Annotated in this window: 16 protein-coding genes; 5 read left to right on the plus strand and 11 right to left on the minus strand. The window is 42.5% G+C overall.

Features of this window, described 5'->3' with window-relative positions:
* Window positions 1-150 precede the first annotated feature (150 nt).
* From D0463_RS04350 to D0463_RS04360, 3 genes are all read right to left on the minus strand, one after another.
* Complete coding sequence (locus tag D0463_RS04350) at window positions 151-1,293, minus strand: acyl-CoA dehydrogenase (RefSeq protein WP_117305505.1); 1,143 nt, start codon at window positions 1,291-1,293, stop codon at window positions 151-153.
* Window positions 1,294-1,367: 74 nt separating this feature from the next.
* Window positions 1,368-1,985, minus strand: coding sequence for a TetR/AcrR family transcriptional regulator (locus tag D0463_RS04355; protein WP_117305508.1), 618 nt, complete (start codon window positions 1,983-1,985; stop codon window positions 1,368-1,370).
* Window positions 1,986-2,087: 102 nt separating this feature from the next.
* On the minus strand, window positions 2,088-2,528 hold the full coding sequence (locus tag D0463_RS04360; protein ID WP_117305510.1) for a PH domain-containing protein: 441 nt from the start codon (window positions 2,526-2,528) through the stop codon (window positions 2,088-2,090).
* A gap of 131 nt (window positions 2,529-2,659) precedes the next feature.
* Here D0463_RS04360 and D0463_RS04365 point away from each other — a divergent pair, with 131 nt between their 5' ends.
* Window positions 2,660-3,004, plus strand: coding sequence for a nuclear transport factor 2 family protein (locus D0463_RS04365; protein WP_117305513.1), 345 nt, complete (start codon window positions 2,660-2,662; stop codon window positions 3,002-3,004).
* Between the two features lie 61 nt (window positions 3,005-3,065).
* Here the strand turns inward: D0463_RS04365 and D0463_RS04370 are convergent, their stop codons facing one another.
* From D0463_RS04370 to D0463_RS04400, 6 genes are all read right to left on the minus strand, one after another.
* On the minus strand, window positions 3,066-3,836 hold the full coding sequence (locus D0463_RS04370) for a hypothetical protein (protein WP_117305515.1): 771 nt from the start codon (window positions 3,834-3,836) through the stop codon (window positions 3,066-3,068).
* 5 nt (window positions 3,837-3,841) lie between these two features.
* Window positions 3,842-4,897, minus strand: a complete 1,056-nt coding sequence (locus tag D0463_RS04375; RefSeq protein WP_117305518.1) for a cytochrome d ubiquinol oxidase subunit II — start codon at window positions 4,895-4,897, stop codon at window positions 3,842-3,844.
* 15 nt (window positions 4,898-4,912) lie between these two features.
* Window positions 4,913-6,268 (minus strand): cytochrome ubiquinol oxidase subunit I, encoded by a 1,356-nt coding sequence (locus D0463_RS04380; RefSeq protein ID WP_117305520.1) that lies wholly within the window; start codon window positions 6,266-6,268, stop codon window positions 4,913-4,915.
* A gap of 230 nt (window positions 6,269-6,498) precedes the next feature.
* Window positions 6,499-8,946, minus strand: coding sequence for a DNA topoisomerase IV subunit A (parC, locus tag D0463_RS04390; RefSeq protein ID WP_117305524.1), 2,448 nt, complete (start codon window positions 8,944-8,946; stop codon window positions 6,499-6,501).
* Between the two features lie 3 nt (window positions 8,947-8,949).
* Window positions 8,950-10,911, minus strand: coding sequence for a DNA topoisomerase IV subunit B (gene parE, locus D0463_RS04395; protein ID WP_483295713.1), 1,962 nt, complete (start codon window positions 10,909-10,911; stop codon window positions 8,950-8,952).
* Between the two features lie 366 nt (window positions 10,912-11,277).
* Window positions 11,278-11,691, minus strand: coding sequence for a CoA-binding protein (locus D0463_RS04400; RefSeq protein ID WP_117305542.1), 414 nt, complete (start codon window positions 11,689-11,691; stop codon window positions 11,278-11,280).
* A 365-nt stretch (window positions 11,692-12,056) separates the two neighbouring features.
* Here D0463_RS04400 and plsY point away from each other — a divergent pair, with 365 nt between their 5' ends.
* The 3 genes from plsY to D0463_RS04415 all read left to right on the plus strand — a co-directional run bounded on the left by plsY (window position 12,057) and on the right by D0463_RS04415 (window position 14,375).
* Window positions 12,057-12,650, plus strand: a complete 594-nt coding sequence (gene plsY / locus D0463_RS04405; protein WP_117305527.1) for a glycerol-3-phosphate 1-O-acyltransferase PlsY — start codon at window positions 12,057-12,059, stop codon at window positions 12,648-12,650.
* A gap of 537 nt (window positions 12,651-13,187) precedes the next feature.
* Window positions 13,188-14,201 carry a S66 family peptidase gene (locus tag D0463_RS04410; protein ID WP_117305529.1) on the plus strand — a complete coding sequence of 338 codons (1,014 nt, stop codon included), beginning with the start codon at window positions 13,188-13,190 and terminating at the stop codon, window positions 14,199-14,201.
* Window positions 14,202-14,222: 21 nt separating this feature from the next.
* Window positions 14,223-14,375: a YycC family protein gene (locus D0463_RS04415; protein ID WP_117305532.1), complete on the plus strand. Its 153-nt coding sequence runs from the start codon at window positions 14,223-14,225 to the stop codon at window positions 14,373-14,375.
* Between the two features lie 59 nt (window positions 14,376-14,434).
* Here the strand turns inward: D0463_RS04415 and D0463_RS04420 are convergent, their stop codons facing one another.
* Window positions 14,435-14,764 (minus strand): PadR family transcriptional regulator, encoded by a 330-nt coding sequence (locus D0463_RS04420; protein ID WP_254052708.1) that lies wholly within the window; start codon window positions 14,762-14,764, stop codon window positions 14,435-14,437.
* Window positions 14,765-14,973: 209 nt separating this feature from the next.
* On the opposite strand from D0463_RS04420, the gene D0463_RS04425 reads away from it, so the two are divergent.
* Complete coding sequence (locus D0463_RS04425) at window positions 14,974-15,264, plus strand: HesB/YadR/YfhF family protein (RefSeq protein WP_117305534.1); 291 nt, start codon at window positions 14,974-14,976, stop codon at window positions 15,262-15,264.
* A 282-nt stretch (window positions 15,265-15,546) separates the two neighbouring features.
* Here D0463_RS04425 and uvsE read toward each other — a convergent pair whose 3' ends face one another.
* Window positions 15,547-16,518, minus strand: coding sequence for a UV DNA damage repair endonuclease UvsE (gene uvsE, locus D0463_RS04430; protein WP_117305536.1), 972 nt, complete (start codon window positions 16,516-16,518; stop codon window positions 15,547-15,549).
* Between the last annotated feature and the right edge of the window lie 151 nt (window positions 16,519-16,669).

The following is a 16,669-nucleotide window of genomic DNA, read 5'->3' on the forward strand; positions in this document are numbered from 1 at the left end:
GATTAATTTAGGATGAATGCTTTTTGAGTGTCCCATGATTCATGTTGTGTTTCCGGACTTGCCCAGGATGGGCTGGTGTCGACGTAAGACATAACGATGTGGCAGGTGTTAGTTGACGTTCATTTCTTGAAATGCGCTTGCGCTTTTCAACTAGCAGCCTAGTTGTCTAGCAATGACGATTCTCTGAATCTCTGAAGTCCCTTCACCAATTTCAAGCAATTTGGCATCTCGTAAATAACGCTCGACTTCATATTCACGCATATAACCGGATCCTCCATGAATTTGGATCGCCTGATTGCACGACCGGAATGCCATTTCAGTGGCAAAAAGCTTGGCATAGGCTGATTCTTTTGTAAAAGGTTTGTTGTTGTCCTTCAGCCAGGCTGCTTTATAGACCATATTCCGGGCCAGCTCGATTTCCATCGCCATATCCGCCAGCTTGAATTGGATCGCCTGGAAATTGGATATCGGCTGGCCGAACTGCTGCCGTTCTTTTGCAAAGCTAAGCGCACGGTCGAACGCTGCCTGGGCAAGTCCTACGGCCAATGCGGCAATTGAAATTCTGCCACCGTCAAGCGTATACAGGAATTGCTTGAAGCCTTTTTGCGGATCTCCCAACAAATTCTCCTTCGGTACACGGACGTCCTCCAGAATAATTTCGCATGTATTGGAAGCGCGCACGCCCATTTTTTCATAATTGCAAGTAACCGTAAGGCCCGACGTATCTGTAGGAACGATAAATGCGGAAATGATATTCTTGCCACGTTCGTCTTTTCCTGAGACAGCCGTTACCGTGATGGTTTCTGAGTAGCCGGCGTTGGTGATCCAGCATTTCTCGCCATTGATCACGTACTCATCGCCATCGAGTACAGCTTGTGTACGGGTTCCCCCTGCGTCACTCCCCGCGTTCGGTTCGGTTAACCCAAACGCGGCAAGTGTTTCACCCTTTGCGAGCGGGACCAGATACTTCTGTTTCTGTTCCTCTGTTCCGAAATAGTAGATAGGACTCGCGCCAAGGGACACGGCTGCCGCATAGCTTAAACCGGTGCCGCCGCACGCCTTGCCGATCTCCTCGACCGCAATCGCGTATGAAATTGTATCCCCGCCGGAACCGCCATATTCTTCCGGGAACGGGATGCCCAACAAGCCAAGTTCTCCGATTTTCTTGAACACATCTTCCGCGAATTGCGATTTTTCGTCTAGTTCAATCGCGATCGGCTTAATTTCCTTCTCTGCCAGCTCGCGCACCATTTCCTTGACCATTTGCTGTTCCTTTGACAGTGTGAACTCCATATAACTCCTCCTTAAATAAGTGATTTCCAGTCTGAGACCGACTGGTTGGTCGGTTAGCTATAAATGTAAGCGCTTTACTTTTTGTCCAAAGCTAATCTGCTATCCAAAAAATATTCCTTGAATGTGCCGTCTTTCTTTGTCTGCTCTGTCAAAAGCGATTGCAGAATTAGGTCTACATAAATATCGGCGATTTCCTCGATCGTTTTTTCACCGTCTTTTTTGTACCATTTATAAGACCAGTTCACCATTCCTAAAATGGACATGCCGGTGATGTCTACAGGCAGCTCAGGCCTGAATTCTCCCTTTTCAATTCCTTCCCGAATTACATTAAAAATGATTTGTTTGTAGGATTCTCGTTTTTCTTTGATGGCGTCAACATATTGAGGTTTTAAATAATTGCTTTCCTGATAGAATACTGAAATGTGAGGTTTATAGAGATCAAACACTTTGACAAATGATGTAATGATCTTCTGCATTTTTTCAGTGGGGTTCATGTCGGTTTCGATTACTTCCTGCGCCTTGGTTAATACATATGAAATAAAATAGTCATGAATGACAAAAAGCAGTTCATCCTTCGATCCAAAATGGTGGTAAAAACCGCCCTTCGACGTGCCGGTTTCCCTGACGATTTGATTGACGGTCACGCCATGAAAGCCATGACGTTCGAAAAGATTGAGCGATGTTTCAATAATGCGGTCCTTTAAATCCGTAAGGCATCACTCCTCGATACTTACTGCATGAATAAATGACAGCGCTTTCAATTTGATTTTAACAAACATTTCTTAATTGTCAATTTAGATTTTAAAAGCTTTGGTCTCCAAATCTGCCTTTATATCATGATTGATTTCTTTTAGTGCCGAGGTGAATTGCTCTTTGTCCTTCGGTGAAATAATGACTGTATCATCCATATTATACCTGATTTCGATTCTATCCAAAGATAATGCCGGACTGGATATCGGATTCATAGTCCTGCGAATACTATGGATCGTTTTAATATGGATCACTTTCTTTATTGGGCCGGATCTCACAATTAAGGACTCTCCATTAATCTCGTAATATGTCGTAAACCACAGCCAGGCAACTAAGCCAGCAACAAGCACAGGTATGATGACATCTACCAGATTGCCCTCTCCAGTATCTTTCAAAAAATGATAAATAGCAGTTCCGGGTCCCCAAAGGATCAGGCCCCATAAAATTACTGATATCAACGGTCCCTTTTTCGAATAGTATCTCATTTTATCACTTCCTCATAACATAATTTCCCTCTATTCTATTGTATCGAAAAAAAAGAAAAGAAGTGCAACAGCATATCTTTGATTCTATTTCGTGTGTGGTATAATTTTTAGAATTATAGGGGGGATGCACCATGGAATTAGAAGAGCATATTCGTATGTTAGAGGAGCAATTGCTTACGGCTGAGGTTCGTACATCTATAGGTGAACTTGAGAGTCTGCTTTCAAACGATTTTCTTGAATTTACAAGCTCTGGACAAACAAAAAATAAACAGGATTGTCTCGATGGGTTGACTGTATTTGAAAGCACAAGGTCTGATTTTGAAATAAAGCCTTTGGCTTCAGATGTCGTGCTGATTACCTATCGTTTACATGATTTAACAAAAAAGCAACACACTTTACGCAGTTCTATTTGGAAGGATATAGACGGAAGATGGCAAATGTGTTTTCATCAAGGAACTCCGGTTGAGTCTAAATGATGGACCAAATTAAGATGCTTAACTAGTGAGCTGATTCGCAACGAATGAATCAGCTCACTCATTATTCCTTACTGTTTTTTTCTGTGTGCGTTTTCGTTATTGTTCCGACCAGCTCCCATTTCCCATCATGGTACTCCCATTCTGAATAGACGTCTGCCAATGCATCCGCATGATAAGCGCCGCTGACACGTTGAGAACCTCTTAACCCTTTTCCGCCATCCTTGGAGTCGATAATTTTCAATAATGAATAGGGATCGACCATGACTTCTGTCGGTTCGTTCAACCTGCCATTCGGTTGATATAAACCGATTCTTTCATAGTCCTTTTTCCGGTCACTGACGTCCAAGAAAAAGGGTTTCTGCAAAGGAATGGACATGTGAACATTATAATTATCTAAAAATTGCCCGTTTATCTCAACAGGCGGCGGAACCGTCAAATCAACTGCTTTCTCACCAGTAAACGTATAAGCATAGTTGTTAATGATACCTCCGCTGGAACCAGTTGGAATCGTGATGAAAACATCATCCACTCCATCACGATTAAAGTCGACAAATTCAAGCTTCGGTTCATAGCCTGCATCAAGCGGAACATTGATTTTTTTCCCTTTTGCCACTTTCACAACAAGTTTGATTTCTTTTAAAAAAAGGCTTTGGGATTCATAGAGAACTCCTTCTATAAATACGCTGTCCAATTTGCCATCACCGGTCACATCGTGCTTTTTTATTACAACTGTTTGTTCATCTAATTTTGTATTTCCCTGGACAGCTGCGGGGTTATAACCAATTGACACAAATAAAACAATCGTGAAAAACTTGAGTATATTGCCTGTCATACCATTTATCCCCCTCTCAACGGATTCTTGGACTGTTTAGATTTCGAACGGCTGTCTTTCATAAAAATGGACCAAAAGTAAACAAATCCTGGAAATAGAATCAGGAAGCCGACAATGTAGGTGGCAAAAACAGCCCGGAAGGAATTTGGATCAGTGAAGCCAGATTCTATTGTGACATGCGGATAGACCATATACGGCAAATGGGCCCGTCCATAAACAAAACTGGCAATCAAATATTGAATGGTGACCGCTACCACGGCTGCCCTTGGCAAGCCGCTCACAGCTTTTTTCGTAAAGAACGGCAGGTATAGCGCTACACCACCGATCAGGAAAAAACAGACAGAGGCAATTAAAAGCGGCAGGTCCTCCATCATTTTCACATAGAGCCAGTTCGCTTCCCGTTCTAAAGTCACCATGATGATAAGGGCCATAATCAACGAAATCGGACCCGTTATTATCGCATCCCTACGGTATACTTTGTAAGCATCCAACTCATCCGCTGCATTTGAATAGTCGGAAAGCAGCAAGGAAGACAAAAATAATGTACTGCTGATCCCAAATCCGATAAACGCATACGTGTTTGGACTGGTAAATACCTCACCTAAATTCAGTATTTCGTTGCCATCCATGATTTCCACAAAGTCTCCGTGCGTGATGGGCAGCACGCTGATTAATAAGCCGGGTATGATGATTCCCGCGATCCCGGATATATAGGTAAGTACCTTTCTATAGTCCGTTGCAATATTGGAAAAAACGAGAAAAGCGCTGCGGAGTGCAAGCAGCAGCAAAATCGCACTCCCCGGAACTAACAGAATGGTGCCAAGTGTATAGGCTGCACCCGGAAACATACTGTACACCGCAATCACCAAAGCGACAATGAACGTGTTTGTAACCTCCCAGGTCGGCGATAAATAGCGATTGGCGATATTCGTTGCGCCTGTCTTCGTCCGGTTAATGTAGACCATCGACCAGAATCCGGCACCAAAGTCCATCGTGGCCATAACTGAATAAATAAAAACAAATCCCCAAAGAACCGTACTCGCGATTACTGCATCCGTCACGTCATCTCCCCCTTATCAATTAGAACCATATAAGTGAACCCCTTTTTCCTCCGCGCGGTGTATATCATCGATCACCGTATTCCGTTTAAAATAATAGAGAATCACAAATACGACCGCCGCCCCTAGAATGATATAGACAATGATAAATAACATAAATAATATCCCCAGATTAGGCGCAGATGTGACTGAATTCGCCGTCGATAATGTCCTGTAAATCGACCATGGCTGGCGGCCGGTGCACGCCAAAATCCACCCGCTTTCTATTGCAGCCACAGCTGCCGGTCCTGATAAAACGAATAACCACATCATCCATTTTGGAAAATCTTTTTTCAGCCATTTATCCCATAAAACTGCAGCGAATGCGAGCACAATTAACAGAGATCCGGTTATGAACATGATATTGAACATCGTATGGACAAATAGCGGCGGCCATAGCTCTTCCGGGAAGTCGTTCAAGCCTTGCACCTCTGTATCAAAGCTATTTCCGGCTAGGAAGCTTAGCAGCCAAGGAATTTCAATTCCCCATTTAACTTCCTGTTCTTCTTTATCAGTAAAACCGAGCACGCTTAAAGGTGCATGAGTTTGCGTTTCAAATAATCCTTCGGCTGCCGCCAATTTTTCAGGCTGGGTGTGAAATACATTTTGAGTGGTAGCATGTCCGTTGAGTGCTGTCAGCAAGCTAAAGACCCCGCCGGTTATGACAGCGAGCATTAACGCTTTTTTATGAAAACCGTACAGCATCGAACCTGTCTTTGCTTTAATCATTTTAAAGGCGGCAACAGCGGCAACCACAAAAGCACCCGTCGTGTAGGCGGATAAAGCAACATGACCCGCTGTTACGAGGAAGCTTTTATTAAAAAACGCTTTCCATGGTTCAACGTCGACGATCCGCCCATTTTCCACTCTGAAGCCTGCGGGAGTCCCCTGAAACGCATGCACATTGGAAATCAGCACAGCGGAAGCAACCGCGCCGAATGCCACTAACGTTAAACTAATGATTCTCATCCACGGTGGAATTTTATCGGCTGCGTATACATAAATGGACATAAATAAGGCCTCTACAAAAAAGGCGTAAATCTCAATTTGGAACGGCAAAGCCATAACCCGGCCGATAACCTCCATGAAACCAGGCCAAAGCAAAGACAGCTGCACTCCGGCAATGGTACCGGTTGGAATACCGACACCAAGCAAAACAGCAAACGTCTTTGTCCAGCGCTTAGCCATAACGGCATAGTGGAAATCCTTTGTCCTTTGGTACATCAATTCAGCGAGGAGCATCATGAGCGGCAATCCCACTCCAATCGTTGCAAAAATAATATGAAACCCCATCGTAGTCCCAAACATCGACCGGGCTATTACTAAATGATCCATCCAATCTTTCCTTCCATCTGGTGAAATTTTTTCTTAGTATTTCCAAGAGAAAAGAAATTATTGAAGGTATTTCCACTATTTATTAAAAATAAATCAGTGGTTCTAATGAGTTCTAAACCTCTTTGCCAGGTTAATAAGGCTTTGTTGCAGATTAGAAGCAGGTAGAAAATCAAAAAAAGCATCAAAAGAAAAAAGACCAAATCCAAGGATTTGGCCCAAAAAATAAATAATTATGATTCTTGAGTGTCGCTTTCTTCTTCGACGCTGATTTTCCAAATGCCCTTTGCTTTCCCACTTTCGCTATCATCGAGGATGAACGATCCGTTCGTATAACGATCAGTAAATTTAAGAGAAGAAACATGGACGGTTTCGACTGTTCCCTTTTCCGATTCAATGAAAATGGAATCGGTCATCACAGCCGTTTCAAAGCCGATGACCCGATGCGGGTTCGACTTTAACTCTCGCAATACGACAACACCACGTTTGGCGCGGCTTGCTTTTTCAAACTCGGTAAGCTTCATTTTCTTAATGGCTCCGCGCTGGGTCACTATCACGATGGCTTCCGCTTTCTGCTTATCGAGTACCTTACCGCCTACAACATAATCGCCTTCTTTTAAGTTAATACCTTTGACGCCGGCAGCACGGGCACCGACGATACTTACTTCCTCTTCACTGAACCATAGGGCGTATCCGTAGTTAGTTATAAGGAACACTTCACTGTGTCCATCTGTCAAATGGACGTCCACTAGCTCATCGCCGCCTTTTAAGTTAAGCGCAACAAGCGACTTGGAATAGCGCTGTGCTTTGTAAGCGGACAGCTCGGTTTTCTTTGCCATCCCTTGTTTTGTGATAAACAGTAAATAGTTTGGCAGTGCAAAATCCTTGATAGGAATGACTTTGACAATTTGCTCATCACGTTCGATCGGGATAATGTTTGCAATATGCTGGCCCGTTTCTTTCCAGCGGATGTCGGGAAGCTGATGCACCGGGCAATATAAATAATTTCCTTTGTTGGTGAATAGTAAAATAACATCGGTTGTGTTGGTTTCGAACTTTTGCAGCAGGCGGTCGCTGTCCTTCATGCCAAAATCAAGTCCGCCGGATGCCGCATAGGAACGGAGCGATGTGCGTTTGACATAGCCTTGCTTCGTAACCGTCACCATCACATCTTCGCTTGCGATAAGCACTTCAAGATTAATCTTGATTTCCTCAATCTCATTTTCAATTTTAGAGCGTCGTACATCGTTATATTCTTTTTTAACTTGCTTCAGCTCTTTTTTAATGACTTGCAGGAGAACCTTCTCGCTTTCAAGGATGGCAGTCAGCTCGGCAATCTTGTTTTTTAACTCCTCAGCTTCAGCCTGCAGAGCCGTAATATCGGTATTCGTTAAGCGGTATAGCTGCAAAGAAACGATCGCCTCAGCCTGCGGCTCGGTAAAATCGAACTTCGCAATCAAGTTATCCTTGGCGTCCCGTTTATCATTAGATGAACGGATCGTTGCGATAACCTCGTCCAGAATCGACAAAGCCTTCATCAGCCCGTCTACGATATGGGCACGGTCATGCGCTTTTTGTAATTCATAGCGCGAACGGTTGGTGATGACTTCCTTACGGTGACCGATGTAAGCATCGAGCATTTTCGGAAGACTCATTAACGTCGGCCGCTTTTTATAAATCGCGATCATATTGAAATTATAAGCCACCTGCAAATCGGTATTTTTATATAAATAATTCAATACACCGTTTGCGTCTGCTTCTTTTTTCAGTTCAATGACGATCCGCATGCCAGTCCGGTCTGTTTCATCCCGAACCTCTGCAATGCCTTCCATCTTACGGTCAATACGGAACTCGTCTATTTTTTTCACCAGATTGGCTTTGTTCACCTCAAAAGGAATTTCGGTGATGACGATTTGCTGCTTGCCGCCGCGGATTTCTTCCACTTCCGCTTTACCTCGGATGATGATTTTCCCTTTTCCGGTTTCATAAGCCTTTTTGATGCCTTCTATGCCCTGGATAATGCCGCCTGTCGGAAAATCGGGCCCTTTAATGACCGTCATCAATTCATCAACGGTCACATCCGGCTTTTCAATCCGCATAATGGCCGCATCAATCACTTCTCCTAATTGATGCGGAGGAATATCGGTTGCATAACCAGCAGAAATACCGGTAGAGCCATTAACAAGCAAATTCGGATACATCGCTGGAAGAACAACTGGTTCGTTTGAAGTATCATCAAAGTTTGGCACAAAATCGACCGTTCTTTTATCGATATCACGCAGTAATTCCGATGCAATCGCGGAAAGTCTCGCTTCGGTATAACGCATCGCAGCCGGTGGATCCCCGTCGACGCTTCCGTTATTACCGTGCATTTGGATCATGACATTCCGTAGCTTCCAGTCCTGGCTCATCCGCACCATCGCCTCATACACGGAAGAATCTCCATGCGGGTGATAGTTACCAATGACATTCCCTACTGTTTTTGCAGCTTTTCGGTATCCTTTATCGTTTGTGTTACCTTCCACATGCATCGCGTATAAAATACGTCTTTGCACGGGCTTCAGTCCGTCCCGGGCATCGGGAAGGGCACGATCCTGGATAATATATTTGCTATAGCGTCCAAAGCGGTCGCCAATTACCTCTTCTAAAGGCAAATCATGAAATTTCTCACTTGCAGACATAAATTATTTGACCTCCTGTGCAACCGACATATTTTCATTATCTAAAATATTCGATTCTTCTTCGAGACCAAACGCAACATTTGATTCAATCCATTTACGGCGTGGTTCGACTTTATCACCCATGAGCGTTGTCACGCGTCGTTCGGCACGGGCTCCGTCATCAATTTTGACACGGATCAGTGTTCTTGTCTCAGGATTCATCGTAGTTTCCCAGAGCTGGTCTGCATTCATTTCTCCCAAGCCTTTGTAGCGCTGGATCATATACCCTTTGCCGACCTTTTCCAGGGCATCTTTTAGCTCATCGTCACTCCAGGAATACTCGATGACTTCTTTTTTTCCAGCACCTTTGCTCACCTTATATAAAGGAGGAAGGGCAATATACACTTTTCCTGCTTCAAACAGTGGTTTCATGTACCGATAAAAGAAAGTGAGCAATAATACCTGAATATGGGCGCCATCCGTATCCGCATCGGTCATGATAATGACTTTATCGTAATTCATGTCTTCTACGTTAAATTCGGGACCGACTCCTGCGCCGATGGCATGGATGATCGTATTGATTTCTTCATTTTTAAAAATATCCTGAAGCTTTGCTTTCTCCGTATTGATTACCTTACCACGCAACGGCAGTACGGCCTGGAAGCGGCGGTCGCGTCCCTGCTTGGCCGATCCGCCCGCGGAATCACCTTCCACGAGATACAATTCATTTTTCTGCGGATTCCTTGATTGCGCCGGTGTCAATTTACCGGATAGAATGGCATCGGATTTCTTCCGTTTTTTGCCGCCTCTCGCATCCTCACGGGCTTTTCTTGCCGCTTCGCGAGCCTGGAATGCTTTGATCGATTTTTTGACTAACAGTGTTCCCGTTTCGGGATTTTCTTCAAAAAAATAAGCAAGATGTTCTGAGACGATGGAATCAACGGCAGACCGTGCCTCACTTGTCCCAAGCTTGCTTTTCGTTTGACCTTCGAATTGAAGTAATTCCTCCGGGATTCTCACCGATATAATCGCAGACAAGCCTTCACGAATGTCTGATCCTTCCAGGTTTTTATCCTTTTCCTTTAAAAGGCCGCCTTTTCTCGCATAATCGTTAAACGCACGAGTCATCGCTGTCTTCGTACCGACCTCATGCGTGCCGCCATCCTTTGTTCTGACATTATTGACAAAGCTCAGTACATTCTCCGAATAGCCGTCGTTGAATTGAAAAGCTAGGTCGACTTCAATGTCATTTTGCTGTCCTTCAAAGCTGACAACGGTATGAAGCGAATCTTTTTCTTCATTCAAATACTGCACAAATGCTTCGATGCCATTTTCAAAATGAAAGACATCATGCTCATCGTGCCGCTCATCTATTAATTCAATCTTCATTCCTTTTAGAAGGAACGCAGACTCTCTTAACCTTTCACTTAATGTTTCATAATTGTAGGTCGTCGTCGAAAAAATCGATGGATCCGGTTTGAAGTGAATCTTCGTGCCGGACTGATTGGTTTTCCCGAGCTTTTCCAATGTTGTTACAGGCTTCCCGCCATCCTGGAATCTTTGTTCATAGACAAAACCGTCCCGTTTGATCGTCACAACGAGCCACTCTGACAGGGCATTAACGACAGAAGCACCAACACCATGCAAGCCTCCGCTCGTTTTATAACCGCCCTGGCCAAACTTTCCGCCGGCATGGAGGATGGTCAGAATTACTTCAGGAGTCGGCTTGCCAAGCTTATGCATTCCAGTCGGCATCCCCCGGCCTTTGTCTGTTACACTGATGCTATCATCTTTATGGATTTTGACAATTATATGATCACCGTGACCAGCCAAAGCTTCGTCAACCGAGTTATCAACAATTTCATAAACAAGATGATGCAGTCCCCGGGCATCGGTGCTACCAATATACATCCCCGGACGTTTTCTTACGGCTTCAAGTCCCTCAAGTACTTGAATCGCATCATCGTTGTAATCAAATGAATTAATGTTTCTTGCCACAGAAATTCCCCTTTCCTTGCAACACAATTTCCGGGCCATATCATACTGCATGAAATGACTCTCATCTTTAATAAGTACTAACCCTTTATAACATAACTATAAATGATTTGTACAAAAAGAACAAACGTTCGTTCTTAAGCTTTAAGGTTTATGTATGAATCGCGCAGTTAAAGCTTTTTTGTGTATATGACTAATTGTAGCGATATTTTTTTATTTGGCAAATCGTTTTTTAAATTCAGCTAAAAGCAGTACTCGTTTGTATTTCCGGCTCTTTTCAAGTGCATTCTGCTTACATCGGGTTTATTTCTTTCCAAAATAAAGAAAACTCGCCGATTGGCGAGCCTTTTAAGCTACTTATTTAGTCATCGCGTGTTCTACTTTAATGCAGCGGTCCATGACGACCGTATATCCCTTTTCTTTGAGGAACTGGTACGCTTCTTCGTTGGCCACGCCAAGCTGCGCCCAGAAAATATCGGAATCGATCTCATCGAATTCCTTTGCGATCTCCGGCAAATATTCAGAACGTCTGAACACGTTGACGATATCGACATGCCCTTCAATTTCCTTCAAGGAAGATACCGCCTTAACACCAAGTACTTCGTCTACAGATGGGTTAACCGGTATGATTTCATAACCGTTGTCCTGCATCGCTTTAGCAATCATATGGGACGTTCGTTCAGGATTATCGGAAAGGCCGACAACGGCGATCCGCTTTGCTTTTTTCAAAATAGCGCCGATTTCTTCACGGCTTGGATTTTCTATAGCCATAAGTAACATCTCCCTTTTTAGAATTTGCAGCAGCAACCTCTTGTCTCCCATATTAGCAAATCATTCCGCATTCATGCTATATAACTGCTTATTTTATATACATACCCCATTGACGGGAATAAAATCGAAAAAAAGAAATAACGTTTTAGTACAACAGTCCTTTTCTATTCACTTCATGAGTTCTTGCTATGAAAATGAAAAATTCTATGAAGATCGTTTGCTGTCTCAAAAAAATGACAGAAAGGGAATGGTTTTTTCTCATTTACGTGATAAAATAAGGTAGCATTTCTTCAAGCAGCACTCTTCTTTTATTTTAAACTGAAATTTTCAGATTTACATAACTTATATAAGAAAGGGCAATTCTTATGATTATGACGGTTATTACCATCCTGCTGGCGTATTTGATTGGCTCGATCCCTTCAGGATTAATTATTGGCAAGCTTTTTTACAATACCGATATCCGCGAGCATGGCAGCAAAAACCTTGGCGGTACCAACACATTCCGGACGCTAGGCGTTAAAGCGGGCTTAGTCGTGACCGCGATGGATATCCTAAAAGGGACGCTGGCCACGTTGCTGCCGCTCATGTTAGGAACTGGAGCTGAGGTCCATCAACTGTTAGCGGGTGTAGTCGCAGTAGTCGGACATATGTACCCGGTCTTTGCCGGTTTCAAAGGCGGAAAGGCAGTTGCAACATCAGGCGGAATCTTGCTGGCGTATACGCCATTCTTATTCTTGCTTGTCGTCATCATCTTCTTTATTTCCTTATATCTAACAAAATATGTATCGTTATCTTCTATGATTGTCGCTGTAGTCGCTGTAATCTACACATTACTAACCAGCCCTAAGGACCCACTGATTATTGTGATTTCTGTACTTGCCATCTTCATTTTTTACAGGCATAGGGCAAATATTAGACGGATAATCGACAAGACCGAACCGAAAATAAAATGGCTATAAGAAAAACCGGGCTCATGTTAAGCCCGGTTTTTCCTTACTCCTTATTCAATACAAATTTTTTATGACCGAATTTGTCTTCACTTATATCAAGTGACGCATTATTAAAATAAGGTTCATCACGCTTATGGATCAGGACATTAATATCCTTAATTGAAACAACTTGATCTTCTTGGAGTGGCTTCTCTTCCAGAGAAAGCTTTAGCTGAGGGCCGCCTCAGCCAATGCCCATCGAGACGCGCAAATACAGGTTTTCGCCCTTTTTTTGCTCATCTTCAATGATCGAATGAATTTTATCATATGCCGCGGCTGTCATATCAAACATTAGGCTGCCCCTCCTTTGTCATTATTTTAGTATCGAAACTTCATGAACATTAACCTTCTATATAAAATAACAATCCCTGTATTTGAATGCAAATAAACCGGCCTGGAAAAACAGCATCCGATTGTATTTATGCCGTATCCTTTACGACCTTCCTTTTTAATCATTTAACTTTAGTTTTGGAAGATGTAAACTTAATTATAATAAGGGGGATCTCTATGATTAACTATCCGATTTTAAAACCAGGGGCAACCATAGGGGTAACAGCACCTTCTTCAGGTGTCCAGGAAGAATTACACGACATGTTTAAAATTGCATGCAAGCGCATGGAAAGAGAAGGATATGGCGTCGTTTGCGGTGAGACGGTTTGGACCCAAGACAAGGCAAAGTCCGCTTCCGCTGCAAAGCGTGCCGAAGAATTTAATGAAATGATGCTGAACGATGATATAAATCTCATCATCCCTCCATGGGGCGGGCAATTGTTAATAGAAATGATCGAACACGTAAACTTCGATAAGATCAATAAAAAATGGATTCTCGGTTATTCTGACACAAGTGTTCTGTTACTGGCCATCATACTGAAGACTGGTTTGGCAACGGCTCATGGAACAAATTTCGTTGATCTCAGGGGTGAATTTTCCGATAATACAACGGCCAAGTGGGAAACTGTCCTTACCACAACAATCGGGGAATCAGTCATCCAACATTCTTCAGAGAAATATCAAAAGGAATGGCAACACGATAATCCATCACCATATGTGTTTAACTTGACCGAGACAACTTTTTGGAAAACCGTTTCGGGAAAAAGTGAAAAGATTAAAGGCCGCTTACTTGGCGGATGCATTGACGTAATCAGACATTTAATCGGCACACCCTATGGAAACGTAAAACAATTCAGAGAACAGGTTATCAATGGGGAACCGATTTTATGGTATTTAGAGAATTGTGATCTATCTACCACTGATTTGCGCAGATCACTCGTCCAAATGAAATTAGCAGGCTGGTTTGACGGGTGTTCAGGCATTATGTTCGGCCGCAGTGAGGCCAATATCCCTGAAAGTAACTACACAAAGGAAGATGTGTATCAAGACCTTTCGGATGAGCTTCAGATACCTATTATCTATGATATCGATTGTGGGCATTTACCTCCACAAATTACGTTCATCAATGGGGCTTATGCAGAGGTAGAAGTTGAAGCTGGTAAAGGAACTGTTCTTCAACGTTTTAAATAATATTCTTTTAAGGAGAAACAAATGCGCCCTTTACAAATATCACCGAAAACGGCCCAAAAACTATCAAAATCTTTAAAAATGCCACTCGAACAAATCATGCATATGCCTCAGCATATCTTGCTCGCCAAACTGGCTGAGATTCAAAAAAACGAAGAAACGAAAAAACCTGAATAAAACGAAAAGCTACCATGTCGATAATAAATGGTAGCTTTTCGTTTTCAAACCCATGCTTCTCATCTTCTATATTCGATTATGTTTTGGATGATGACCTGGAAATCCTTCCATTGGATCACATAATCCTCTAATTCTTGAAAGCCTGATTTTGTTATGTAGTAGTATTTCCTGCGGGGTCCCTCAAAGGAATCCTTCCAATAGCTTTTCACCAATTCTTTTTCTTCGAGTTTCTTCAATGCCGGATATAACGTTCCTTCTTTTAACTGAAGATAATCATTGCTTACTTGCCTCAACAATTCTGTCAGCTCATACCCATACATATCATTTTCCTTGAGGAGTGATAATAAAATCATTTCAGTAGTTCCTTTAAGAAGCTCAGTTTTGCGCAACATAGCCTCCTTCTCTATATCTTATTAAATTATAGTGATTTACGTCACAATATCTTAATAATGAATAGTTTATCATTTAGGTATAGATCTATATCAATAACAATTCAACAGAATGTTTGTAATTCCTGCTAGCTCCAAACTGATTCATCGCTTCTTATTATGTAATCCTTTATACTATTAGTATCGCTTAAGAAAGAAGGAGATTTTTTATGAATCTAACTATTTCCGATGAAGCAGTATCATGGTATCTAGATGAAATGAACTTGCATCCCGGTGATCATGTTCGATTCTATGCCCGATATGGCGGTTCCAGTAAAATCCAAAGCGGTTTCTCGTTAGGTATTGACAATGAGGCTCCCTTTAATCCTGCTACAACCACTGAAAAAAACGGCATTACTTTTTATATCGAAGAAGACGATCTGTGGTTTTTTGATGGACATGATCTTTCCGTGTATCTGAATGATAAATATGGTGAACCTGATTTTCAATTTGATAAATAAGAGCCTTGTCCTGGCTGACGCTTATGCGTCAGCCTTTTTAATACCTTTTTATTTCGTTACATCGGATCACGATGTAGCAGCGAAATAAAGTCAGTATACCTAAGTAGTTACTATGTCGCTATTCGATATAGTTCGACTTGGAGAAACCTCTATACCTAAGTAGTACCACCGATGCAAATAAGCAAAAAAAGAGGCTCCAAAATGGATTACCCCTAATAAAACCGAATTATTCTATTAAACTCAATTTCTTTTTAACAGTATTTACAAGTATTAGCATTTAAATCAATGTATAAAAAAGCTTCCGCCATCTATCACTTCGATTTCCTTATACGTTCGCAGCTGTTCCATTAACTGGAATAGAGCATCGTCTTTTTGTTTCGCTTCAATCATGCAGTCAATTTGCGGAACGCTCCCTTTGACGTGTTGTAAAAAGTCGAGGAACATGACACTGTCAACGTGTTGTGCATGGGCACGGAATTCCTTCTTTGAACGGGGACTCGAAATATGCATCTTCGGCGGTATTTTCACATGTGACCATGATTCTATGACACGATCCCACTGAGTTTCCCAGCTTTCAGTTTCCGGATGATGTGCTAGATAATGGTGATAATCAAAAACCAACGGGATACCGAGTTTTTCACACAAATATAATGTTTCGGATAAAGTGAAGGTGGTATCATCATTTTCGAGCATCACCATCTGTTGAATAGTCTCTGGGATCAGGCCCCAATTATGGATGAACTGTTCTAATGCTTTTTCATGGTCACCATAGCCTCCTCCCACATGCAGTACGCACCGGTGTTCCGGTTTGATTCCCATTCCTTTCAATAAACCCCTGTGCATTCGCAATGTTTTCACCGACATTTTTAACGTCTCTGCATCCGTTGTATTCAATAAAACGAAATGATCGGGATGGAAATCAACCCTCATGTCAGGATGGTTGTGAAGAAAGGCAGCTATTTCGGCAAGCTGTGCCTTTAATGGTGTTAGATAATCCCAACGTGGCAGTTCAGGATGATTGGCAAGTGGGATGATTTTAGACGAAAGCCGAAAAAAAGAGATGTCGTGAGCAACATTATGCCTCAGCAAACGCAGGCAGTTTTCTAAATTGGAGTTTGCTATCCGTTCGAGCTTGCGGATGGCTGCTTCGCGATCCTTTATTTTGGAGAACTGGGAATAGGTCATGGTCTGGGAAGGAGAACAATTTTCCAAATGCATGCTCATCGCTACATAACCTAGTCGGACTAATGTCAAAACGGAGACCTCCTTTTTAATCATCTAATAGAAGTCTTCCCTAAAAAATAAAAAAAGAAAATACAACCATAAAAAAACCCTTCCTCTCAGTCACTGAACTGTGACCTATAAAGTGGACAGTTTAAAAAAGCACCTAGTAATTTACGCGGTT

It is taken from the genome of Bacillus sp. V59.32b, assembly GCF_003429085.1.
GTDB lineage: Bacteria > Bacillota > Bacilli > Bacillales > DSM-1321 > Peribacillus.

Coding starts and splice junctions, on each gene's coding strand:
- D0463_RS04350 (WP_117305505.1), bottom strand. CDS start 1,293: ATGGAGTTCACACTGTCAAAGGAACAGCAAATGGTCAAGGAAATGGTG.
- D0463_RS04360 (WP_117305510.1), bottom strand. CDS start 2,528: ATGAGATACTATTCGAAAAAGGGACCGTTGATATCAGTAATTTTATGG.
- D0463_RS04365 (WP_117305513.1), top strand. CDS start 2,660: ATGGAATTAGAAGAGCATATTCGTATGTTAGAGGAGCAATTGCTTACG.
- D0463_RS04370 (WP_117305515.1), bottom strand. CDS start 3,836: ATGACAGGCAATATACTCAAGTTTTTCACGATTGTTTTATTTGTGTCA.
- D0463_RS04380 (WP_117305520.1), bottom strand. CDS start 6,268: ATGGATCATTTAGTAATAGCCCGGTCGATGTTTGGGACTACGATGGGG.
- parC (WP_117305524.1), bottom strand. CDS start 8,946: ATGTCTGCAAGTGAGAAATTTCATGATTTGCCTTTAGAAGAGGTAATT.
- D0463_RS04400 (WP_117305542.1), bottom strand. CDS start 11,691: ATGGCTATAGAAAATCCAAGCCGTGAAGAAATCGGCGCTATTTTGAAA.
- plsY (WP_117305527.1), top strand. CDS start 12,057: ATGATTATGACGGTTATTACCATCCTGCTGGCGTATTTGATTGGCTCG.
- D0463_RS04410 (WP_117305529.1), top strand. CDS start 13,188: ATGATTAACTATCCGATTTTAAAACCAGGGGCAACCATAGGGGTAACA.
- D0463_RS04415 (WP_117305532.1), top strand. CDS start 14,223: ATGCGCCCTTTACAAATATCACCGAAAACGGCCCAAAAACTATCAAAA.
- D0463_RS04425 (WP_117305534.1), top strand. CDS start 14,974: ATGAATCTAACTATTTCCGATGAAGCAGTATCATGGTATCTAGATGAA.